The sequence below is a fragment of the Lutibacter sp. A64 genome, from assembly GCF_022429565.1.
Classification (GTDB): Bacteria; Bacteroidota; Bacteroidia; order Flavobacteriales; family Flavobacteriaceae; genus Lutibacter.
This window is the reverse complement of sequence record NZ_CP092487.1, coordinates 1,240,641-1,265,486: the sequence shown is the minus strand read 5'-3', so window position 1 is coordinate 1,265,486 and position 24,846 is coordinate 1,240,641. Positions and strand designations below refer to the sequence as shown.

Genomic DNA, 24,846 nt, shown 5'->3' with positions numbered 1-24,846 from the left:
GTATTATAGTATTTAGGTACTATAATACTTTTTGTATTCCTACAAATTGTTCTCTAAACTCTTTAGGTGTACAATTTTTAGATTTTTTAAACAATCTATTAAAATTGGCAATATTATTAAATCCGCATTTAAATGCAATTTCTCCAATAGTCAAATCAGTTTCTAAAAGCCAATGTGAAGCAAAGCTAATACGCGTGTCGTTTATATAAGTAATAAATGTTTTTCCTGTACGTTTTTTTATAAATCTATTAAAAGATACCGGACTCATATTTACCAATTCAGATATTTCATTTAATGTTATGGTTTTATTAAAATTTTCCTGAATAAATTCATACACTTTTTTAATTTTATCGCTATTATGAAAGTCTTCTTTTTCTGCACTTGAATTAGAAAGCATCCTTTGATTTTCAGATTTAGCTAAATCATTTAAAATAGAAACAAATTCTAAATAATACTCAATACCTGAAATACGAGTAAGCACCATTAATCGAGGCATTATTTTAAGTGTTGTTTCTCTTGAAAAAAGTATACCGTGTTTAGACCTAGCAAACATATCTTTAATAGGTTTAAAAATTCTACGCGATAGTGTTTTTTCGTTTAATAAATCTTGATGAATATGAATTGTAATCTCATAAATTTCTTTGCAAGTGCATTCATGAAGTTGCCAACCATGAACAATATTTGGACCTGTTAAAACAAGTTCTATGTCTTCAATGTTTTCAGAATGGTCACCAATAATTCGTCTTACTCCTTTACCTTTATAAATGAAGTTTAATTCATATTCTGGGTGAAAATGAATAGGGAAATCAAAATCATCTTTAACTCTTTCTTCAACTAAAAAACTATCTTCAGGTATTAAACGAGTTATTTCTCTGTGAGCATTAGCAATCATAACTATTATAATGTATTATTTTGTCTCATTTATATGTTATATTGTCGTAAATATATAAAAAAGTGACAATATTATATTAATATTCTGTTAACATCTTCTATAAATTTGTGAATGTATTAACTAAATCATTAGGATTTATTAATATGAAAAACTAAAGAATAATTAAACCAAATTTTTTATGAAAAATCAAATGTTAAAAAAAATCCTTTTTCTTGGAAGCCTTTTGCTAGGTGTTTTTGCACATGCACAAAGTGTTTCAGGAACTGTTTCGGACAGTAATGGCCCATTGCCAGGAGCTAGTATTATGGTAAAAGGAACGAGTAATGGAACAACTTCAGATTTTAATGGTAAATACATTTTAGAAGATGTAGCACCAGATGCTGTACTTGAAATTTCTTATGTTGGGTATGGAACAAAAGAGATTAATGTAAATGGAGAAAAAGTTATTAATGTTATTCTTATTGAACAGTCAGATGTTTTAGATCAAGTAGTTGTTATTGGTTATGGAACTAAAAAGAAAAGCTTAGTTACTGGTGCAATTTCTAGTTTAGATTCTAAAGAAATTGAAAATTCATCGAGCCCACGTGTAGAACAAGTTTTACAAGGTAGAGTTTCAGGTGTAACTGTTGTTTCTTCTTCAGGTTCTCCAGGTTCTGGAGCAAAAGTGAGAATTAGAGGAGCAGGTTCAAACGGTAATTCAGATCCTTTATATATTGTAGATGGTATGAAAGTAAGCTCAATGGATAATATTGCTCCTAGTGATATTGCTAATATTGAAGTTTTAAAAGATGCAGCCTCTTCTGCAATTTATGGTACAGAAGGAGCAAATGGTGTTGTAATTATTACAACTAAACAAGGAAAAATAGGTGAACAAATTATTAGTTTTAGCTCTAGTTTAGGGTCTCAATCTGTAAATACAAAAATGGAGTTAATGGATGCTAGCCAATTTGTAACTTATATGAACGAAGCAGGTGAAGCTACTGTAGTTGATAATGGTATTAATACTAATTGGATTGATGAAACTTTTAATAATTCATTTGTTCAACGTTATGATGTTAGTTTTTCTGGAGCAACTGAAAAAACATCTTATTATTTATCGGGTTCATACTTAGATCAAGATGGAACAGTTGGAGAGGATAATAATTACAAAAGATATACAACACGTTTAAATGTTAAAAGTGATGTAAAAGAATGGTTAGAAATTGGTGCAAATATTACTTATACAAATATTGCAAATTCTCCAATTTCAGAAGATGATTCATATAGAAGTCCTATTAACAGTATGTTATTAATTGACCCGCTAACTCCAGTAATTTATTCTGGTACTTTACCTTCAAGAGCAGCTGATGGTGTTGCAAACGGAACTGCAATGATAGATAACAATGGTAATGTTTATGGTTATCCAACATATTCTACTGGAGAGGTAATAAATCCAGTTGCGTCTTCAAACTATATTTATAGAGGTGGAATTGATACTGATAAAATATTATTATCTGTATTTGCTAAATTTAAATTAACTGAAGGATTAAACTTTACATCTAGATTAGGGTATGAGAGATCTAATACGATTGATAGTAGATGGACACCTATTTATTATGTTTCTTCAGAAGAGCAAAATTCACAAGTAACTTTAAATGATAATTTAAGTAGAAACTCTAGATGGTTGTGGGAAAATTTTGTAGACTATACAAAACAAGTAGGAGATCATAACTTTTCAGCTTTATTAGGATATTCTGCTGAAAAAATTAAAAATCCTTATTATTCATTACAAGGTGGAGAAGTAGCTCAAGAATCTGAAGAGTTTACATATTTCGATTTTACTAATAGAGATAATGATAAAATTGGTGGAAGTATTTACCAAAAAAACATGAACTCTGTTTATGGAAGATTATCATATGATTTTGCAGGAAAATATATGTTTGAAGGTTCTTTAAGATATGATACTTCAAGTGTTTTCCCTACATCTAACAAAGGTGGATATTTCCCTGCTGTTTCAGCTGGATGGGTACTTTCAAAAGAAGACTTTTGGAATGAAGATAGCGCTATAGATTATTTTAAATTTCGTGCAAGTTGGGGACAAAATGGTTCAGATGCTAACTTAGCAGGTAATGGAGATATTCAAGTATTTAGAACTGTTGATGGTACTGTTCCAGTTGTTTATGAAGGTGTAACAGGTGTAACACCTGGAGATTTAGCAAACCCTAGTTTAACTTGGGAACGTTCAGAACAAACCGATATAGGTGTTGATTTAAGAGCGTTTAATGGTAGATTTAATTTTGGAGCTGATTGGTATAATAAAACTACGAAAGATTTAATTATTCCTGATGGAAATATTATTGCACCACCTTCATTAGGTCAAACCGTTGGAGCTATTAATGGTGGTACTATTAAAAATACAGGTCTTGAATTTGAAGCCGGATGGAATGATACTACTGATGGAGGATTGAGTTATGGAGTTAATTTTAACTTCTCTACTTTAGATAATGAAGTAACGGATGTAATTGTACCTTCTCCATTACAAGGAGCTACAGCACCATCAAATGGTGACGGAGTTACAAGATTTGAAGAGGGATATCCAGTATGGTATTTTTATGGATATAAAACAGATGGAATAGATCCTGCAACAGGAGCTCCTATTTACGTTGAAACTGATGGAAATGCCGGAATTACAGCGAATGATAAAACATTTATTGGGTCACCTCATCCAGATTTAATTTATGGAGGTAATATATCTTTAGGTTACAAAAATTTCGATTTTAATCTTATGTTCCAAGGTGTTGCAGGAAACGAAATTATTGCTGCATACCACCAACCTTCACGTCCTTTTACAAATAAACCAGTAAATTGGTTTACAGATAGATGGACACAAGCAGGAGATAATGCTTCTATGCCAGGTGCTGCAAATGCTATAGATGCATATCAATCAGATTTAGTTGTTGAAGATGGTTCTTATATGAGAATTAAACAATTACAATTAGGATACACTTTTGCAGATGAATTAATTGAAAAGATTTCTTTAAAACGATTAAGAGTTTATGTTTCAATGGATAACTACTTTACATTTACTAAATTTTCAGGTTTAGATCCTGAAGCAGGTAGTTTTTCAGATAATAGTATTGGTGTAGATAGAGGGTTCTATCCAATACCTAGAGAAATTATGTTTGGACTGTCATTAGATTTTTAATAAAAAAACATTTATATAAATATGAAAAAAATAATTTTTAGTACTATAGTTATACTTTTAATAAGTGTTTCATGTAGTAAAGACTTTGTAGAAATTCCACCAGTTGGAGTTTTAGATGCTTCGACATTCTTCAATACAGAAGAAAATGCGGAACAAGCTTTAATAGGTTTGTATGATTTAATGCAGTACAATTATGCAAAAGATTGGTCTAGTGCTTATTTTGTAAAAATGTTACCAGGAGATGATGTTAATTGTGGAGGTGGTTCTGCTACAGATCAAGTTCCATTAGTAGAAATTAATGATTATGTTAATTTATCTGTATCAAACCCTGCTGTTACAAGTGTTTGGAATTTACATTACCGTACAATTGCATTGGCAAATACTATTATTGAAAATGTAGAACTTAGCGAATTGTCAAATAAAGCAGCTGTATTAGCAGAAGCAAAATTTATGAGAGCTTGGTGTTATTTTGAATTAACAACAATGTGGGGTGATGTGCCTTTACGATTGGTTAATCCATCTGAATTAAGTTCTGAAGCTTTTGCAATTCCAAAAAGTCCTAGGTCAGAAATATATGCACAAGTAGAAGCAGATTTAACAGAAGCTATAAACGGATTACCAACAAGAGGTGCCTTAGCTCAAGATTTTAGAGTTTCAAAAGCATCTGCGCAAGCATTAATGGGAAAAGTATTAGTTTTTCAAGAAAAATATTCTGAAGCACTTAATTACTTAGAACCTGTTATTTCTAATCCTAATTATGGATTAGCAGCAACCAATGAAGATGTTTGGTCTGTTGATGGAGAATTTGGAGTTGAGTCTTTATTAGAAATAGGATTCGTTGCTACAAATGCTTATGATTGGGGAAATGTTGCGTGGGGAGGAAGAATGGAAAGTAATTTACACGTACAATTGATGGGACCTCGTGGTGAGTTTGATATAGCTCCTGTAGGATTATTAAATGGTTGGGGATTTAATTACCCTTCAGCAAAATTAATTTCTGCTTTTGAAGCTTCTGGTGAAAACGCACGTAGATCAGCAACTATAATGACTGAACAAGAATTAGTTGATGCAGGAGGATCTGTAAATAGTACAGATGAAGATGGAAATCCTGTTGAAATTTATGGATACGATGGAGCTATTAGAATAAAATATGCTACAAAAGATTCAGATACAAGTGAGGGTGGTATAAAAGAGTTAAATTATTCTGTAAATTGGAGATTGTTTAGATATGCTGAAGTATTATTTTTAGCAGCTGAAGCCTATAACAAAACAGGTGCTGATGATAAAGCTATTATCGAATTAAATAAAGTTAGATTAAGAGCAGGTTTAGATGCTTTAGATAATTCACTAAGTGGTGATGCTTTATTTGAAGCTATGATGCAAGATAAATTTTTAGAATTTGCGCATGAAGGTCAACGTTTTTGGGATTTAGTTCGTTGGGGAAAAGCTTCTTCAGAATTAGCTGGAACTGGTTATACAACTAAAAATGACTTATTTCCAATACCTATTACAGAAATTGATTTAAATGCTGCTTTAACACAAGATGATCAAAATCCTGGTTATTAATATCTAATACTAGTATTTTAAATAGATAAAAAACAACGTGGTAAACACGTTGTTTTTTGTATTAATAATCAAAATAAAGAATTCAAATTAACCCAAATCTTTTTATAGTTTATATTAATTTGACTATGAATAACCCAATTAAAAAATATAGAAATGAGAAAATATGTTTCTTTAATAGTTACAATCATTATAGTTTTTTCATGTGTAGATAATCAACCAATTTATAAAAATCCTAATGAAAGTTTTGAAAATCGAGCAAAACATTTAGTGTCATTAATGACTTTAGAAGAGAAAGTTTCACAAATGAGCTATGAATCTCCAGCAATTGAACGCTTAGAAATACCAGAATATAATTGGTGGAATGAATGTTTACATGGCGTTGCAAGAGCAGGTGTAGCAACAGTTTTTCCTCAAGCCATTGGTATGGGGGCAATGTGGGATAAACAACAAATGTTTAGAGTTGCAAATGCAATTTCAGATGAAGCAAGAGCAAAACATCACGAATTTGCAAGTAGAAATAAAAGAGGAATTTACCAAGGGTTAACATATTGGACACCTAATATTAATATTTTTAGAGATCCTAGATGGGGAAGAGGTATGGAAACATATGGGGAAGATCCCTATTTGACAGGAGAACTTGGTGTGCAATTTATTAAAGGATTACAAGGAGATGATCCAACATATTATAAGTTAATTGCTACTGCAAAACATTTTGTAGTTCATAGTGGGCCAGAGATTAGTAGACATAGTTTTAATGTAACTCCAACGCCATATGATATGGTAAATACTTATAGTCCACAATTTGAAAAAGTAATAAAACAAGCTGGTGTATATTCTATAATGTGTGCTTATAACAGTTATGATGGTTTACCATGTTGTGGAAATACGGAATTAAGTGATTTATTGAGAAATAAATGGGGCTTTAAAGGATATATAGTTTCGGATTGTTGGGCTATAAAAGATTTTTATAATAAAGGAGCTCATGAAGTCTCTGAAAATCAGCAAGAAGCTGCTGCAATGGCGGTAAAAGCTGGAACTGATTTAAATTGTGGAGATTCTTATCCAGCTCTTGTTGAAGCTGTAAAAAATGGACATATTACTGAAGACGAATTAAATGTTTCTTTAGAAAGATTAATTGTAGCGCGATTGAAATTGGGTTTATTTGCTCCAGAAGGAGCTGTAAAATATGAGAAAATTCCCTATGATGTTGTTGATTCTGAAACACATAGATTATTGGCTTTAGAGACTTCTAGAAAATCTTTAGTCTTGTTAAAAAATGAAAATAATTTATTACCATTCAGTAAAGATGTCAAAAAAGTAGCTGTTATCGGTCCAAATTCAGATGATTTAGAAGTTTTATTAGGAAATTATAATGGATACCCTTCAAATCCAATAACACCTTTAAAAGGTATTATTGATAAATTACCAGATGCTGAAGTTAACTTTGCTGTTGGATGTAAAACAGCAGAAGGATTACCAATTTTTGAAGCCATACCAACATCTGTATTATTTACTGATGAAACTTTACAAACAAATGGACTTAATGCTGCATATTATTCAAATTTATACTGCGAAGGAACTCCAAACCATTCTCAAGTAGATAAAAATGTTGATTTTATTTGGAGAACTAAAGCTCCTTTTTCAGATATGAAATATGATCATTTTTCTGTTCGTTGGACAGGGTATATAAGTGTTCAAAAAACAGGTAAATATGCTTTAGGTGGTGAGGCTTTTTCAGGAATGAAATTATATTTAGATGATAAACTTTTAGTTGAAAGGGAAGATGTACATCATCCTAAAAAAGAATATGAATATGTATCTCTAGAAGCTGGTAAAAAATATAAAATAAAACTAGAATACAAGCAAAATAATACAGACTATGCTATTATGAGATTTTTATGGGAAGCACCTACAGATTCTTTAGAGCAAGAAGCAATTGAAATTGCAAAAAAATCTGATTTAATAGTCTTGTGTATGGGATTAAGTCCATTATTAGAAGGTGAAGAAATGAAAGTAAAAGTTGATGGTTTTTCTGGAGGTGATAGATTGGATGTTAAACTTCCTAAAACTCAAACAGATTTAATGAAAAAATTAAATAAGTTAGGGAAACCAATGGTATTAGTTTTATTAAATGGAAGTGCTGTTGCTATAAATTGGGAGAATGATAATATACCAGCAATTATTGAAGCTTGGTATCCTGGTCAGGCAGGAGGAACTGCTATTGCAGATGTGATTTTTGGAGATTATAATCCAGCAGGAAGGTTGCCTTTAACATTTTATAAAGATATTGATGATATCCCTGAATTTTCAGAGTATAGTATGAAAGGTAAAACCTATCGTTATTTTAAAGGAGAAGCTCTTTATCCGTTCGGTTATGGGTTAAGTTATACTAACTTTAAATATTCAGATTTAAAAATACAAAAAGAAATTTCAACAAATCAAAATTTGAAAGTATCAGTCGATATTACCAATAAAGGAGAATTTAACGGAGAAGAAGTAGTACAATTATATGCAACAAGACTTAAAGATGACGGATTAAATCCTACGCGATCGTTGTTAGGGTTTAATAGAATTCATCTAAATATTGGAGAAACCAAAACTGTTGAATTCACTGTTACTCCTAAACAACTAGCAATAGTGAATAAAGATTACCAGCAAGTGGTAATTAATGAGGAAATTTTAATTTCTGTTGGAGGTGAACAACCTGATATTAAAGGAAGAAAAAGCAACAATGTATTATCTGAAATAGTTACCATTAAAGGAACACCTTTTTTAATTGAAAATAACTAAATTTGACTAATCTATATAAAAATTAAATAATAAAAAATGAATAGAAAAAACAGTTTAAAACTAGGTGTGTTATTGGTAGCACTTTTTGGAGTGTTAATTTTAAATACGAATATTTATGCGCAAGAAATAGTTTCTAAAAATATAATAAATCAAGATGTAGAATTAAAAATTGATAGTATAATTTCATTATTAACATTAGAAGAAAAAGTAGCTATGTGTCATGCACAATCTAAGTTTTCTACTGCAGGAGTTGGAAGGTTAGGAATCCCTGAAGTTTGGATGTCTGATGGTCCGCACGGAGTTAGAGGTGAAATTAACTGGGATAATTGGGGATATGCTAAGTGGACAAACGATTCTATAACTGCTTTTCCAGCTTTAACATGTTTAGCTGCAACTTTTAACCCTAAATTATCTAAAAAATATGGCGTTAGTATTGGAGAGGAAGCTCTATATAGAGAGAAAGATGTGTTATTAGGTCCTGGTGTAAATATTTATAGAACTCCATTAAACGGACGTAATTTTGAATATATGGGTGAAGATCCTTTTTTAGCTTCTAAAATGGTAATACCTTATATCCATGGTGTACAAGAAAATGGTGTAGCCGCATGTTTAAAACATTATGTATTAAATAATCAAGAGCAATGGAGAGATCATATTAATGTAAAAGTAAGTGATAGAGCATTATATGAGATTTACTTACCAGCTTTTAAGGCAGCTGTTGTAGAAGGTGGAGTGTGGTCTGTAATGGGTGCTTATAATCAATTTAGAGGACAACATACTACACATCATAAATTATTAAATAAAATTTTAAAAACAGATTGGGGATTTGATGGTGTCGTAATTTCTGATTGGGGCTCTACACATGATACAAAAGAAGCTGCACTTTATGGTTTAGATATGGAGATGGGAACAGGTACAGATGGGTTAACTTCAACTTCACTTAATGCATACGATAATTATTATTTAGCAGATCCTTTTTTACAAATGATAAAAAAAGGTGAAATTGAAGAAAGCATTGTAGATGAAAAAGTTCGAAGAATTTTACGTTTAATGTTTAGAACCAATATGAATAAAAATCGTGGATTTGGAAAAATTAATAATGATGAGCACCTTGAAGTTGCACGTGAAATTGCTGCTGAAGGGATTGTATTGTTAAAAAATGAAAATTCTTTTTTTCCAATAGATCCATCAAAAAAAATGACAATTGCAGTAATTGGAGAAAATGCAACTAGAAAAATGACTCTTGGTGGTGGGTCTTCAGAATTAAAAGCTAAAAATGAAATATCACCACTTAAAGGCTTGCAAGATCGTTATAAAAATGCAACTATTGTACATGCTTTAGGCTATGCTTCAGGACCTCCTGTATATGGTAGAGTAATTCCTTCAGAATTAGATGCTGAAGCTTTAAAAAATGAAGCTATTGAAGTTGCTAAAAATGCTGATGTTGTGCTCTTTTTTGGAGGACTAAATAAAAATTATCAACAAGATTGTGAAGGAGGAGATAGAATAGATTATGGATTACCTTTTGGACAAGAAGAATTGTTAGATGAATTAATTGAAGTTAATAAAAATATTGGAGTTGTTTTAGTAAGTGGTAATGCAGTTGCAATGCCTTGGTTGTCAAAGGTAAATGCGGTAATGCAAGGTTGGTACCTAGGAAGTGAAGCAGGAAATGCATTAGCTGATGTTATTAGCGGTGATGTAAATCCTTCAGGAAAATTACCTTTTTCTTTTCCAGTACATTTAACTGACAATTCTGCACATCATTTTGGTGAAATTTCATATCCTGGAAATGGTGAATATCAAGAATATAAAGAGGATATATTAGTTGGTTACAGATGGCACGATACTCAAAAAATTAAACCTCTTTTTGCCTTTGGATATGGTTTATCTTACACAAATTTTAATATTGATAATGTAAGTACAGATAAAAAAACATACACTTCTTCAGATATTATTAAAGTTACTTGTGATGTTTCTAATATTGGTGTCATTACTGGTTCTGAAGTTGTTCAGGTATATGTTGGTAAATCAAAATCAAAAGTAAAAAGAGCTGCGAAAGAACTTAAAGGTTTCGAAAAAATTGTAGTAAAAAATAATTCAACTGAAACTGTTGAAATTTCAATTGCTGTAGAAGATTTGGCTTATTATAATGAAACTATTTCAGATTGGAGTTTAGAAAAAGGTACTTATGAAATTTATGTCGGAAATGCATCGAACAATATTTCAAAAAAACTTAAAATAAGAATCAAATAAAAATAGAACTTTTAGAATAATGTTAATTCAAATTAGCCCATAAATTTTTATTGTTTAGGGGCTAATTTTTTTGTAATTTATAGCTTGTTTTTTAAATTTTTAAAGGTATTAGTAAGTAATTGTTATTTTGAGTGTAAATACGATTGTAGAATTAAAGTAGCACTAATTTCATCAATCAAGGCTTTATTTTGACGCTGTTTTTTTTTTAAACCGCTATCAATCATACTTTGAAAAGCCATTTTGGAAGTAAAGCGTTCGTCAATACGCTTTATCGGGATTTTTGGAAAAGTAGTACTTAGTTTTTTTATAAAGGGCTTTATAAATTGTTCACTTTCGCTGGCAGTATTATTCATTTGCTTTGGTTCACCAACAATAAATAATTCAACAGTTTCATTTTTTAAATACTCGGTTAAAAAAGAAAATAATTTATTAGTATTAACTGTTGTAAGTCCAGAAGCAATAATTTGAAGCTCGTCAGTTATTGCAATACCTGTTCTTTTTTCACCATAATCAAAAGCTAAAATACGTCCCAAAATAATAACAGAAATTTTAAAGTTGTGCAAATTTAGTCATTTTGAAAGATATACGTATTTTAATTTTATATTTGCGCTTTAACAAAACTAAAGGAATGGAAAAAATTAAAGAAATTATAGAAAATGCTTGGGAAGATAGAGCATTGTTAAAAGATGAAGCTACACAAAATACAATTAGGGAAGTTGTTGCTTTATTAGATGCAGGAACTTTAAGAGTTGCAGAACCAATAGATGGAGGATGGCAAGTAAACGAATGGGTGAAAAAAGCTGTTGTTTTGTATTTCCCAATTCAAAAAATGGAAACTATAGAAGTTGGTTGTTTTGAATACCATGATAAAATTCCATTAAAAACAGGTTATAAAGAAAAAGGAGTTCGTGTGGTTCCACATGCGGTTGCTCGTCATGGTTCATATATTTCTGCAGGTGCAATTTTAATGCCTAGTTATATTAATATTGGTGCTTATGTAGATGCAGGTACTATGGTAGATACTTGGGCAACAGTTGGTAGTTGTGCACAAATTGGTAAAAATGTACATTTAAGTGGTGGAGTAGGTATTGGTGGCGTTTTAGAGCCTTTACAAGCTGCTCCGGTAATTATTGAAGATGATGTTTTTGTTGGTTCGCGTTGTATTGTTGTTGAAGGTGTTCATGTAGAAAAAGAAGCTGTTTTAGGAGCAGGTGTTGTTTTAACAATGAGTACTAAAATTATAGATGTTACAGGCCCAGAACCAATTGAAATGAAGGGTAGAGTACCAGAACGTTCTGTAGTAATTCCAGGAAGTTATAAAAAACAATTTCCAGCGGGAGAATTTAACGTTCCTTGTGCTATGATTATTGGAAAACGTAAAGAAAGTACTAATAAAAAAACTTCTTTAAACGATGCGCTTCGTGAGAATGATGTAGCTGTTTAAAAATAATTCTAATATATTTTTATAAAAGCTGTTTTAATTTTTAAAAATTAAAACAGCTTTTTTTTATGAAAGATTCCTTCTTTCTAAGAAATGACAGATTATTTAAACTTCTTTTTTAATTAACTAATTTGAAAACACTATTTTTGTTTTACTATTATAATAAAATATGAAATTTTTACTTTATATATCATATGATTATGGTTTTCCAATAGTGAGACCATTACAAGAAGAAATCTTAAAAAGAGGTTATCAGGTTGCTTGGTTTGCAGAAATAGAAGAAAGTAAAAAAAAGTTGCTACCAACAGAAAACTTATTAAATACTGTTGATGAAGTTGTTGATTATAAGCCAGATGCAGTTTTAGTGGCAAGTAATGAAGTACCACATTTTTTTCCAGGTATAAAAGTGCAATTGTTTCATGGCTTTAGTGTAAATAAACGAAGTAAAGAGAAAGGACATTTTAGAATAAGAGGTTTTTTTGATTTGTATTGTACACAAGGACCTTCAACAACAAAAACGTTTAAAAAATTAGCTCGTAAACATAAAAATTTTAAAGTAGTTGAAACCGGTTGGTCTAAGGTAGATATTTTGTTTCCAATTGAAGATAATATCAAAAGACATAAACCCGTTATTTTTGTAGCTTCTACATTTACAGAACGTTTAAGTTTAGCACATAATGATAATGTTTTTAATGAAATAGTTAAACTTATTGAAAAAGAAAACTGGGATTGGATTGTTAATTTACATCCAAAAATGAATGAAGATATAGTACATAAGTTTCAAGAATTAGATACATATAAGAATGTTACTTTTATTCCTTTTTTAGAGGATTTAGCTCCATTAAAAAATGCAGATGTAATGTTAACCGATACATCTTCAATAATTACAGAATTTATTATTCAAAAAAAACCAGTAATTACATTTAATAATAGAAAGCCTAAAAAAAGCTTTATAAATGTTACTGAAGTCAGTAAAATTAAGCCTGCAATAGAAAAAGCAATAAAAAGACAAAAAAAATTAATCAAAAAAATAGAATCATTTGCATTAAAACAGCATCCATATTTTGATGGAAAATCGAGTAAAAGAGTTATTGATGCTGTAGAAGATTTTGTAAATAATAATGAGCAAGAATCATTAAAAAGCAAACCGCTTAATCTTATAAGAAAGTTTAAAATACGAAAGCGTTTAAAGTATTTTAAATTTTAATTTCTTATTATAGCAAAATGAAATTTAAAAAATCAACGTATAGACTTTTAAAAAATTTTAAATTTTTACCTAATAAAAGATTGCTAAAAATTAGATATAGATATTATACTGATGATAAGTTAAATCTAGAAAATCCTAAAAAATTTAATGAAAAAATTACTTGGTTAAAGTTGCATTTTCATGTGCCACTTTTAACGCAGTTGGCAGATAAATTTGCTGTTAGAGAATATGTGTCAAAAAAAATAGGCGATGTTTATTTAAATGAATTGTACAATGTTTATTATAGTGTAGATGCCATTGATTTTGATCAACTTCCAAATCAATTTGTGTTAAAAGGTGTACACGGTAGTAGTTTAAATATTATTGTAAAAGATAAAAGTAAATTAGATATTAAAAAAGCTAAAAAGACAATGCGAAAATGGATGAAGCATTGCCAATATAAAAAAGTAGGCTTAGAATGGGCTTATAAAAATATTGAACCAAAAATAATTGCTGAAAAATATTTAGAAGAAGAGGATAGAGAGGTACTTTTAGATTATAAGTTTTTTTGTTTTAACGGGAAGCCTAAATTTGTGCAAATTGATTTAGAGAGAGGGATTGAAGATTATAGGTGTTTTTATGATTTAGATTGGAAGAAACTACCATTTTCAACTGTTAAAAATACTTTTTTTGAAGGAGAAGTAGAGAAGCCTTCTAATTTTGATGAGATGATTAAATTGGCATATAATTTGTCTGAAAATCTTCCGTTTTCTCGTGTAGACTTTTATTCAATTAAAGGTAGAACGATTTTTGGAGAAATTACTTTTTATCCTGCTGATGGTAAAAAGAATTTTGTGCCTGATGAATATAATGAAATTATTGGAGATTATTTAAAATTACCAAAAATACCAGAAGAACATAAAATAATTACTGTTTTTTAAAGAACTGAAACTTTATATTTTTAAGCAGAAACTCCGTGCTTAATTAAGCCAAAAGGAGAATATATAATGTTGTATTTTCGTGTATATTTTCTAATATTATTATTTATTTCCCAACTTTTTTTGTTTTCATAACCTCGTGGATGGTCTAAATGCACTACAATTGCACTATATCGTAATTGTTTAGGTTTTATGCCGTAATTAACTAACCGTTCTCCTAATTCTCTATCTTGTCCACCATATTGCATGCGTTCATCAAAACCATTTACAGCAATTATATCTTTTTTCCAACCAGATGAATTATGGCCGTTCCAAGTTGCTTTTGTTGGTGTTAACGTGTTTAAAACACCTGCTTTTAATTTTTTTTCAGTTAGCTTATTATTTCTAAACGACTTTTTTAAACCATTTTTTTTAAGCCATTTAAGCTTAAAACAACTGCCAGATAAAATAGTTTCTTTGTCTATTAATTCTGATATGTTTTTAGATAATTTAAAATATCCGCCAGAAATAAAATACCCTTCTTTCTTTTTAGAATTATGAACTTCAACAAAATTGTATTTTGGTATGCAATCACCGTCAGACATAATTATATATGGGGCTTTGCATTCTAAAATAGCTTTATTTAATATTTTCGATTTCTGAAATCCGTTATCTTCTTGCCAAACGTGTGTTATTGGAAAGTTTGTAATTTTTTGAAAATTTTCAATCAATATTTTTGTGCTTTCTTTAGAACCATCATCGGCAATTACCAACTCAAAATTATTAAAAGTTTGGTTATGGTATCCCCATAAAACTTTTTGTAATAAATCTTCAGAATTGTAAGTGCTAATTATAACAGAAATCTCCATAAAAAATGTATTAATTGAAAATTAAAAATAGATATCTTTGCCTAAAATAATTTTAACTAATGTTAAAGAAATTTTTATGGGAATGTTAAATTTCTTAGTAATTGGTTTTATTAAAATATAAATTTTTTAAGTTATTAAAGCAACATGCAGTTAGAAATAAATAAGAGTGTTAAAATACTTCAGCAAAATAAAATTTTGTTATATCCAACAGATACTGTTTGGGGAATTGGATGTGATGCTACTTCTAACGAAGCTGTAAAAAAGGTGTTTAATATAAAAAATCGCTCAGAGAGTAAAAGCTTAATAATTTTGGTAGATAGTATTAACATGTTACAGCAATATGTGCCAACTATTTCAAATAAAATTATTGAATTATTGGCTGAGACATCCAAACCAACTACAATTATTTATAACAATCCTATTGGTTTAGCAACAAATGTAGTTGCAGATGATGCAACTGTAGCAATTAGAATTCCAGAAAATAAGTTTTGTAAACACTTAATTTCAGCGTTTGGAAAACCCATAGTTTCTACATCTGCAAATGTGAGTGGAAATGCTACACCTAAAAGTTTTAAAGAAATAGAGCAGTCAATTTTGGATAGCGTGGACTATATTGTAAATTTGCAGCGCGAAGAAGTAAACGAAAAGTCTTCAACTATTTTAAAAGTTGTAGCTAATGGAGATATAATTGTACTTCGTAAATAATTTAAAAATATAAAGTTTACGTCATTCTGAATTTGTTTCAGAATTTTATTTTACAAGTAATTATTTATTGTAATACCCTGAAATTAATTTAGGTTGGCGTTTATATACTTTGTTAATTTAATACAATAATTATAAAAATTAAAACAAAAATATAGTCAAATTAATTTATGCCTAATAATAACACATACAAAGATGCTTTAATGCATCCAATATTTGAATATATTTCAAGAGCTTCAAAAAAAATACAATTAGATTCTTACGTTATAGGTGGTTTTGTTCGCGATTATTTTTTAAAAAGAGGAGCTCCAAAAGACATTGATATTGTAGCCGTTGGTAGCGGAATAGAATTGGCACAAGAAGTAGCTAATTTATTACCAAATAAACCAAAAGTTCAGGTTTTTAAAACCTATGGAACCGCAATGTTGCGTTATAATGATGTTGAAATTGAATTTGTTGGAGCTAGAAAAGAATCTTATAATGAAGCCAGTAGAAATCCTGTTGTTGAAGATGGAACTTTACAAGACGATCAAAATAGAAGAGATTTTACAATAAATGCATTGGCTTTAAGTTTAAATGAAACCAATTATGGCGTTTTATTAGATCCTTTTAACGGAATGACGGATTTAGAGTCTAAGATAATTAAAACACCTTTAAATCCAGATATTACTTATTCAGATGATCCTTTAAGGATGATGCGTGCAATTCGTTTTGCTTCACAATTAAATTTTGTTATTGAAGCCGAATCTTTAAATGCTATTACTAGAAATGCTGAACGGTTAGACATAATTACTAGAGAACGTATTATTGATGAGTTTAATAAAATAATGCTTTCTAAAAAGCCATCAGTAGGAATTTTATTGTTGCATAAAACTAAATTACTGCATAGATTTTTACCTGAAGTAACAAATTTACAAGGTGTAGATGAAATTGAAGGTCAAAAACATAAAGACAATTTTTACCATACTTTAGAAGTAGTTGATAATATTTCTGAAAACACAGATGATTTATGGTTGCGTTGGGCAGCTTTATTACACGATATAGGAAAAGCGCCTACTAAAAAGTTTGATAAAAATATAGGTTGGACTTTTCATTCTCACGAATTTGTAGGTTCTAAAATGGTCTATAAATTATTTAAACGCTTAAAAATGCCTTTAAATAATAAAATGAAGTTTGTTCAGAAAATGGTGTATTTAAGTTCTAGACCTATTGTTTTAGCAACTGATGTAACTGATTCTGCCGTTAGGCGTTTAATTTTTGATACCGGTGAAGATATTGATAGTTTAATGACGCTTTGTGAAGCTGATATCACAACTAAAAATCCAACTAAATTTAAACGTTACCATAATAATTTTAAAATGGTTCGCGAAAAAATTAAGGAAGTTGAAGCACGAGATCACGTACGTAAATTTCAACCTCCAATTTCTGGTGAGTTAATAATGGAAACCTTTAATTTAAAACCTTGTAGAGAAATTGGGCAAATTAAAGATGCTATAAAAGAAGCTATTTTAGATGGTAAAATTGCAAACGATTACGATGAAGCTTACGCTTTTATGCTGCAAAGAGCTGAAAAATTAGGACTTAAAATTAGTTAAAACTTCTATTGTATTTAATATCAAATAAAAATACAAACTAATAAAATAAATGAAAGACTTGGAATCTGTTTTTGATGAAACTTATAAAATAAATAGTATAAATATAAATACAAATAAAAAATTAGGCTTATTTGGTTTGTTGCAAATACTGCAAGATATTGCTAGTGAACATGCATTAAAACTAGGTTTTGGTTACGAAAGTTCGATGGAAAAAGGTTTTTTTTGGGTGCTAACCAGACAAAAATTACAAATAGATACTTGGCCAAGCTTAGATGATACCATAACTATTAAAACTTGGACAAAACCAGTTATTGATTTTTATGCAATTCGTGAATATGAAATATTTTTAAATAATGAAAAAATAGGAGCATGTTCAACAAGTTGGATGATTTTAGATAGTAAAACCAGAAGGCCTAAAAAAATAGAAAATACTGAAAGTTTATTTAAACCTAGAAAAGATTATTCATTAGATTTTTTAGCAGAAAAAATTAACCTTCCTAAAGAAATAGGGGCTACAAAAACATTTGAAGTTAGAAATAGTGACTTAGACATGAATAATCATGTAAATAATGTAAAATATACACAGTGGGTACTTGATTCAATACCGTTTACTTATCATAAATTATTTAAGGTTAAAGAGTATGAAATTAATTTTTCTGCAGAAACTTTTTTAGATGATAAAATAGAGATTCATAGTAATATAAACAACCCAGAATCAAATATTAATCATGAATTGTTTTTTAAAGGCAATAGGTTAAAAGATTCTAAAGTAGTTTTTACGGCAAGAATGCTTACTCAATAAAATTTATTATAAAAAAAAGTAGCGTTTTAAACGCTACTTTTTTTAATTAGTATTAATTAATTTTAATCTTATCTATTAAATCTTCCAGTAATATTTCCATCTAAAATACCTAATACTTCATCTACAGACGAAAAGTTTACATCACCTTCATAGGTGTGTTTTAGCGCACTTGCTGCACTTGCAAATTCCATAGATTTAATATCGTCATAATGTTGTAAACCATAAATTAATCCAGCAGCAAAAGCATCTCCAGTTCCAATTCTATCAATAATATGTGTAATATCTAAATCTTTGGTTTCTCTAAACTCTTTACCATTCCACATTCTAGCTCTAATTTTATTCCAAGAAGAGTTTACAGCGGTTCTAATTTTATCAAATACTTTTTCAATAGAAGGAAATTTAAGCATTAATTGTTTACTTGCTTCAATAAAATCTTCATTAGAATATCCAAAATTAGTACCTAATACTTCATTAATTTCATTAATACCACCAATAAATATTGTTGAATAACTTAATAAATCTGATAAAGCATCTTTGGCATTTACACCATAATTCCATAAACCTTTTCTGTACGTTGGGTCTGCAGAAATAGTTAAACCTTTCTTTTTTGCTAAAATTAAACCATCTTTTAAAGTTTCGTAACCACCTTTGCAAAGGGCAGGAGTTATGCCTGTCCAATGAAACCATTTACCACCTTCTAAAGATGTTTCCCAGTTAACCATATTCGGTTGAATTTCTGAGAAGGAAGAATGCGAACGATTGTAAGAAATTGTGCTAGGTCGCATAACTGCACCAACCTCTAAAAAGTAAACACCTAACGGACGCTTAGATCTAACAATAGCAGAGGTGTCCACTCCAAATTTTCGTAAATAAGAAATGGCAGTTTCACCTACAAAATCTTCTGAAATGCAAGTAATATGTTTTACATCACCTCCAAAAATTGCAATTGAAATACCAACATTTACCTCGGTTCCACCAAAATAAAATTCTAAAAAATCGGCTTGAATAAATTTTTTGTTTCCAATTGGAGATAAACGCATTAAAACCTCTCCAAATGTTATAATTTGACTCATAATTTTAGTTGTTTATGTAAAGTTACAAATTGAACTAAAATTAGCCTAACAAATATTAAAATACAAACTGAATAACAAGATTTGTTAAATTTTGGAAACTAAAAATATAAAACTAAAGTGTTTGCATAGTAACCAACTTAAAATACTCACCTTTTTGGACTAATAATTCATCGTGTTTGCCTTGTTCTACAATTTTTCCTTTTTTAAGCACTAAAATTAAATCTGCTTTTTGAATTGTAGATAAACGATGTGCAATTACTAATGATGTTCTATTTTCCATCATTTTGTCCAATGCTTTTTGTACCAATTGTTCACTTTCGGTATCAAGTGCAGAAGTGGCTTCATCTAAAACCATTATTGGTGGATTTTTAAGTACTGCACGTGCTATGCTTAAACGTTGTTTTTGTCCACCAGAAAGAGTATTTCCACTATCACCAATATTGGTTTCGTATTGCAATGGTAAATCTTTAATAAACTCGTGTGCATTTGCAATGTTTGCCGCGTCTTCTACTTCTTGTAAAGTAGCGTTTTCAACACCTAAGCTAATATTATTTTTAACAGTATCGTTAAATAAAATAGATTCTTGAGTTACAATTCCCATTAAATCTCTTAATGATTTTTGAGAAAGATCTCTAATATCAACACCGTCAATTTTTATAGCACCTTTATTTACATCGTAGAAACGTGTTATTAAATTTGCTAAGGTAGATTTTCCACTTCCAGATTGTCCTACCAATGCAACAGTTTGCCCTTTTTTAATTTTTACAGAAAAATCTTTTAAAACATATTCATCTAAGTATTTAAAAGAAATATTTTCGAATGAAATTTCTGTATTAAAGTTATTTTTAATTTGTGCGTTAGGTTTGTCTACAATGGTATTTTTAGTTTCTAAAATATCAATAATACGTTCTGCGGATGCATTTCCTTTTTGAATGCTATAAAAAGCTGTTGAAATAGCTTTTGCAGGGTTTAATACTAAATAAAACAGACCGATATAACCAAAGAATTCTTGAGGTTGCATATCGCTATTATCGCCTAAAACCAATTTCCCACCAAACCATAAAATTGCAATTATAGTTGCTGATCCTAAAAATTCACTCATTGGAGAAGCTAATGTTTTACGTTGAATAACGCTGGTCATTAAATCTCTAAATTTTGTTGTAGAATTATTAAATTTATGTTCAATTTTAGTTTCAGCATTAAAACCTTTTATAACACGTAAACCAGTTAAAGTTTCTTCCATAAAAGATAAAAACGTACCTGTTTCTTGTTGTGCAAGCAAAGATTTTGCTTTTAACTTTTTACTAATTGCTGAAATTATAAATCCAGAAACTGGTAATAAAATAAAAACAAATAATGTTAATTTTGCACTAATTGCAAACATTGAAATTAATGTTAAAATAATGGTTAAAGGTTCACGTACAATGGTTTCTAATGAAGTTAAAAAAGAATTTTCAACTTCTTGAACATCAGAGGTCATACGAGCAATAATATCTCCTTTTTTCTTTTCTGAAAAGTAGGAGAGTGGTAATCCAATAATTTTATGATACAAGCTATCTCGTAAATCTTTAACTACACCATTTCTTAAAAAGGCTAAAACAAAAGAAGCTAAATATCTGAATAGATTTTTAAAGAAAAATAAACTGAAAGATAAAATACAGATAAAAAGTAACGCTTTATCAATTCCACCATTTTCCATTAATTCGGTGACTTTATAATTTAAAGAACTAGAAACAAAATCGTATATGCTAGCAATACCAGTATATACAGGTTTTGTATAGGTTTTTTCTTCTTTTCCAAATAAAATACCGAGTACAGGAATAAATCCTAAGACAGAAAGTACATTAAATAATGCATACAAAATATTGAAAACAATATTTAAGTATGCATATTTAAGGTATGGTTTTGCGTATTTTAATATCTTTTTGAAATAATTCATTAAGATAGTTTCATTTCAGTAATTATACGTTGAATTTTTGCATCTAATTCAGCTTCAACTTTTTTAGCATTTTCAATACTTTCTAGTGGTGCTTTTACACTAAAATAGAATTTAATTTTAGGTTCTGTTCCACTTGGTCTTGCCGCAATTTTAGTTCCTTCAACAGTTTCATAAATTAATACATTAGATTTTGGAATTTCAATTGCTTCAACAGTATTAGTAATTAGGTTTGTTTTGGTAGAAGCTTCATAGTCGTATAAATATTTTACTTTAGAACCATCAATTTCAGTTACAGGGTTTTCGCGTAAATCAACCATCATTTGTGCAATTTGTTGTGCACCATCCATTCCTTTTCTAACCAAAGCAATTAAGTGTTCTTTATAGAAATTATTATCTACATAAATTTGTAATAATTCTTTGTATATAGAGCTTCCATTAGCTTTTGCATTTGCAGCAATTTCACAAGCTAATAGTGTAGAAGAAACAGCATCTTTATCACGTACAAAATCTCCTATCATATAACCAAAACTTTCTTCACCACCTCCAATAAAATCAAGAGTACCTTCTGCATCACGAATCATTTTGGCAATCCATTTAAAACCTGTTAAGCTAACTTTAGATTTTACGTCATATTTTTCGGCTATTTCAGCAACCAAATTAGTTGAAACTATAGTAGAACCTACAAATTGTTTTCCATTTAATTTACCGGCTTCTTTCCATTTTTTAATTAAGAAATCGGTCATTAAACACATAGTTTGGTTACCGTTTAATAATTTCATATTACCATCTAAATCTCTAACAGCAATACCTAATCTATCACAATCTGGATCTGTACCAATAACAATATCAGCATTAATTTTATTTGCTAATTCTGTAGCCATTTTTAAAGCTTCAGGCTCTTCTGGATTTGGAGAAACTACTGTAGGAAAATCTCCATTTGGTTCGCGTTGTTCTTCAACAATATGTACATCTGTATATCCAGCTTTTTCAAAAGCATTTGGAACAGCTGTAATAGAGGTTCCGTGTAATGAAGTAAATACAATTTTTAAATCATCTTTACCTGCAGTATTAAAGGTTCCATTTTTTACTGAAGCATCAATAAAAGCATTGTCTACTTTTTCGCCAATAACTTCAATTAAATCTTCTTTTGCATCGAATTTTATTTCAGAAAAATCTAAACTATTTACTTTTTCAATTATTTTATAATCGTGTGGTGGTACTATTTGACCTCCGTCTGACCAATAAACTTTATATCCGTTGTATTCAGGTGGATTATGAGATGCGGTTAATACAATTCCTGCATCACAATCTAAATGACGAACAGCAAATGAGAGTTCTGGAGTTGGTCTTAAGGCTTCAAATAAAAATACTTTTATTCCGTTTGCAGAAAATACATCTGCAACAATTTTAGCAAATTTTTGACTGTTATGACGGCAGTCAAAAGCAATAACAACTTTAAGTTGTTTATTTGGTAGTGTTTCAATTAAATAGTTAGATAAACCTTGTGTAGCTTTACCTAAAGTATATTTGTTAATTCGGTTGGTACCTGCGCCCATTATACCACGCATACCACCAGTACCAAATTCCATATCTTTATAAAACCTATCAGCTAATTGATCTTGATTGTTATCAATTAAAAGTTGAATTTCGTTTTTAGTTTCATCATCAAAAGTGTCTGTTAGCCAAAGAGAGGCTTTTTCTAAGATTGTAGTCATAATAATTATTGTCAAATTTTAATACAAAAATACTGTTATTAGTTGTAAATAAATAGTGCTTTTTACTAAAACGTTATATATTGATTTTGGTTGAGATTAAATACCTTTTTGTATCGGTTTTTGTGCGAAGCATTAGTTCACCAATAAAACCAGCTAAAAATAATTGTGTTCCAATTATCATAGTTACTAATGCAATATAAAATTGTGGTCTTTCGGTAATTAATCTGCCAGTTGGATTGAGAAATAGTTTGTCAATTCCTAAATAAAAAGCAAATGTACAACCTATTATAAACATGATAGTGCCTAAAAATCCGAACAAATGCATAGGTCTTTTGCCAAAAGTAGATAAAAACCAAATAGTAATTAAATCTAAAAAACCATTAATAAAACGTTCTATGCCAAATTTAGTTACACCATATTTACGTGCTTGGTGGGCAACAACTTTTTCATCAATTTTAGTATATCCAGCGTTTTTTGCAAGTACTGGAATGTAACGGTGCATTTCACCATTAACATCTATATTTTTAATAACCTCTTTTTTATAAGCTTTTAATCCGCAATTAAAATCGTGTAATTTTAAGCCTGAAGTTTTTCTGGCAGCGGCATTAAATAATTTTGAAGGAATATTTTTTCTTATTTTAGAATCGTAGCGTTTCTTTTTCCAGCCCGAAATTAAGTCGAAACCATCTTTAGTAATAAGATTGTACAATTCTGGAATTTCATCTGGACTGTCTTGTAAATCGGCATCCATTGTAATTACAACATCGCCTATTACTTCTTTAAAACCCGCATTTAAAGCTTGAGATTTTCCATAATTTTTTTGAAAACGTATGCCTTTTACAGCTGTGTTTTTTTTTGAAAGATTTTCGATTACTTCCCAAGAAGTATCTGTACTACCATCATCAATAAAAAGAATCTCATAAGAATAGCGATTGGATTGCATAACTTTTACAATCCAATCGTGTAATTCATTTAAAGATTCTTCTTCATTAAGTAGTGGAATAACTACTGATATATTCATTTATTTTTTATTTTTAATCTTCTACAGTTCTTTTTAGAATTAAACCTTCAATAAGTGAAATTATAAAACCAAAGAATAAACTACCAATAATTCCCATTGCAGCTCCAATTAAAGGACTAGACATTTTTTCTTGCATTCCAATGGCAACTTCTAGTTGTTCATCTGTCATATTTGGATTTTGTTCTAGCATTTTTTCTTGACCAACTTTCATCATATTTTCTATAAAGTCTGGTTCAATAAAATTGATGAAAATTTGATTGTAAATTACAGATATAATTGCTCCTATTAATGTAATTCCTAATCCAATTTTTAATGCATCACTTAGACTTAAAATATTGTTATTTCCATTTTTATAGTTTTTTAATCCCATAAAAATTACTACTGCCATTATTACAAAGCTTGCAACCATTACTCCAAATCCTTGGTCGTAAATTTTACCCATAGCATAAATTGCAACTGATAGAATTACTGAAACTACACCTAATATTAGTCCGTAGTTTAGCATAACTTGTGTTGATGATGTTGATTTTTGGTTTTCCATAATTGATTTGTTAAGTTTTAGAGAAACAAATATACTAAATACACTTTTAGTATAACTTGTTTTAATTAATATTAGTTTTTGTTTTTAATAATTAATTAGTAATCAGAAATTTAAAAATGTTACATAAAATTATGAAAAAAATCGTTGTTTAAACTAAAAAATGATTGTATTTTTGCCCCGGGCAAGTCCTACACAACCAGCTCCCTTTGAATCCTCCAGGGCGGGAACGCAGCAAAGGTATTAGGTCGTAGCGGTGTGATGTAGGTAGCTTGCCTTTTTTTATTCTCTTTTTTTCCTACTCATTATCCTTTTAATTTCTTACTAACTTTCAATTAGCTTATAAATAATGTACTTTTG

General features: G+C 29.5%; 18 protein-coding genes and 1 other RNA gene. 11 read left to right on the top strand and 8 right to left on the bottom strand.

Annotated elements, in window-relative coordinates; translation table 11 throughout:
* Positions 1–19: 19 nt before the first annotated feature.
* Positions 20–892, bottom strand: a complete 873-nt coding sequence (locus MKD41_RS05205; protein ID WP_240244381.1) for a helix-turn-helix domain-containing protein — start codon at positions 890–892, stop codon at positions 20–22.
* A gap of 178 nt (positions 893–1,070) precedes the next feature.
* Between MKD41_RS05205 and MKD41_RS05200 the strand changes: the two genes are divergently transcribed.
* The 4 genes from MKD41_RS05200 to MKD41_RS05185 all read left to right on the top strand — a co-directional run bounded on the left by MKD41_RS05200 (position 1,071) and on the right by MKD41_RS05185 (position 10,688).
* Complete coding sequence (locus MKD41_RS05200; RefSeq protein ID WP_240244380.1) at positions 1,071–4,076, top strand: SusC/RagA family TonB-linked outer membrane protein; 3,006 nt, start codon at positions 1,071–1,073, stop codon at positions 4,074–4,076.
* Positions 4,077–4,097: 21 nt separating this feature from the next.
* Complete coding sequence (locus MKD41_RS05195) at positions 4,098–5,642, top strand: RagB/SusD family nutrient uptake outer membrane protein (protein ID WP_240244379.1); 1,545 nt, start codon at positions 4,098–4,100, stop codon at positions 5,640–5,642.
* 153 nt (positions 5,643–5,795) lie between these two features.
* Entirely contained in the window at positions 5,796–8,432 is a 2,637-nt protein-coding gene (locus MKD41_RS05190) for a glycoside hydrolase family 3 protein (RefSeq protein ID WP_240244378.1), read from the top strand.
* A gap of 36 nt (positions 8,433–8,468) precedes the next feature.
* Positions 8,469–10,688 carry a glycoside hydrolase family 3 C-terminal domain-containing protein gene (locus MKD41_RS05185; protein ID WP_240244377.1) on the top strand — a complete coding sequence of 740 codons (2,220 nt, stop codon included), beginning with the start codon at positions 8,469–8,471 and terminating at the stop codon, positions 10,686–10,688.
* 122 nt (positions 10,689–10,810) lie between these two features.
* Here the strand turns inward: MKD41_RS05185 and ruvX are convergent, their stop codons facing one another.
* A complete protein-coding gene (gene ruvX, locus MKD41_RS05180) occupies positions 10,811–11,221 on the bottom strand; it encodes a Holliday junction resolvase RuvX (RefSeq protein WP_240244376.1) in 411 nt (136 codons plus the stop codon).
* A 95-nt stretch (positions 11,222–11,316) separates the two neighbouring features.
* Between ruvX and MKD41_RS05175 the strand changes: the two genes are divergently transcribed.
* From MKD41_RS05175 to MKD41_RS05165, 3 genes are all read left to right on the top strand, one after another.
* Complete coding sequence (locus MKD41_RS05175) at positions 11,317–12,132, top strand: 2,3,4,5-tetrahydropyridine-2,6-dicarboxylate N-succinyltransferase (RefSeq protein WP_240244375.1); 816 nt, start codon at positions 11,317–11,319, stop codon at positions 12,130–12,132.
* A 166-nt stretch (positions 12,133–12,298) separates the two neighbouring features.
* The gene (locus MKD41_RS05170) at positions 12,299–13,336 is read left to right on the top strand and encodes a UDP-N-acetylglucosamine 2-epimerase (RefSeq protein WP_240244374.1); all 1,038 of its coding nucleotides are present in this window, start codon (positions 12,299–12,301) and stop codon (positions 13,334–13,336) included.
* 17 nt (positions 13,337–13,353) lie between these two features.
* A complete protein-coding gene (locus tag MKD41_RS05165; protein ID WP_240244373.1) occupies positions 13,354–14,256 on the top strand; it encodes an ATP-grasp fold amidoligase family protein in 903 nt (300 codons plus the stop codon).
* A gap of 20 nt (positions 14,257–14,276) precedes the next feature.
* On the opposite strand, the gene MKD41_RS05160 is transcribed toward MKD41_RS05165, so the two are convergent.
* On the bottom strand, positions 14,277–15,101 hold the full coding sequence (locus MKD41_RS05160; protein ID WP_240244372.1) for a glycosyltransferase family 2 protein: 825 nt from the start codon (positions 15,099–15,101) through the stop codon (positions 14,277–14,279).
* Positions 15,102–15,245: 144 nt separating this feature from the next.
* On the opposite strand from MKD41_RS05160, the gene MKD41_RS05155 reads away from it, so the two are divergent.
* From MKD41_RS05155 to MKD41_RS05145, 3 genes are all read left to right on the top strand, one after another.
* On the top strand, positions 15,246–15,806 hold the full coding sequence (locus MKD41_RS05155) for an L-threonylcarbamoyladenylate synthase (RefSeq protein ID WP_240244371.1): 561 nt from the start codon (positions 15,246–15,248) through the stop codon (positions 15,804–15,806).
* A gap of 167 nt (positions 15,807–15,973) precedes the next feature.
* Positions 15,974–17,398: a CCA tRNA nucleotidyltransferase gene (locus MKD41_RS05150; protein WP_240244370.1), complete on the top strand. Its 1,425-nt coding sequence runs from the start codon at positions 15,974–15,976 to the stop codon at positions 17,396–17,398.
* A 49-nt stretch (positions 17,399–17,447) separates the two neighbouring features.
* On the top strand, positions 17,448–18,200 hold the full coding sequence (locus MKD41_RS05145; RefSeq protein ID WP_240244369.1) for an acyl-[acyl-carrier-protein] thioesterase: 753 nt from the start codon (positions 17,448–17,450) through the stop codon (positions 18,198–18,200).
* Between the two features lie 68 nt (positions 18,201–18,268).
* Here MKD41_RS05145 and MKD41_RS05140 read toward each other — a convergent pair whose 3' ends face one another.
* From MKD41_RS05140 to MKD41_RS05120, 5 genes are all read right to left on the bottom strand, one after another.
* Positions 18,269–19,273 (bottom strand): sugar kinase, encoded by a 1,005-nt coding sequence (locus MKD41_RS05140; protein ID WP_240244368.1) that lies wholly within the window; start codon positions 19,271–19,273, stop codon positions 18,269–18,271.
* 112 nt (positions 19,274–19,385) lie between these two features.
* Positions 19,386–21,212, bottom strand: a complete 1,827-nt coding sequence (locus MKD41_RS05135; RefSeq protein WP_240244367.1) for an ABC transporter ATP-binding protein — start codon at positions 21,210–21,212, stop codon at positions 19,386–19,388.
* A complete protein-coding gene (locus MKD41_RS05130) occupies positions 21,212–22,927 on the bottom strand; it encodes a phospho-sugar mutase (RefSeq protein ID WP_240244366.1) in 1,716 nt (571 codons plus the stop codon). Before MKD41_RS05130 ends, MKD41_RS05135 begins: the two co-directional genes overlap by 1 nt.
* A 73-nt stretch (positions 22,928–23,000) precedes the next feature.
* Positions 23,001–23,948 carry a glycosyltransferase family 2 protein gene (locus MKD41_RS05125; RefSeq protein WP_240244365.1) on the bottom strand — a complete coding sequence of 316 codons (948 nt, stop codon included), beginning with the start codon at positions 23,946–23,948 and terminating at the stop codon, positions 23,001–23,003.
* 13 nt (positions 23,949–23,961) lie between these two features.
* Positions 23,962–24,489, bottom strand: coding sequence for a DUF4199 domain-containing protein (locus MKD41_RS05120; protein WP_240244364.1), 528 nt, complete (start codon positions 24,487–24,489; stop codon positions 23,962–23,964).
* 179 nt (positions 24,490–24,668) lie between these two features.
* Between MKD41_RS05120 and ffs the strand changes: the two genes are divergently transcribed.
* Positions 24,669–24,767, top strand: an RNA gene (gene ffs / locus MKD41_RS05115) — signal recognition particle sRNA small type.
* Positions 24,768–24,846 lie beyond the last annotated feature (79 nt).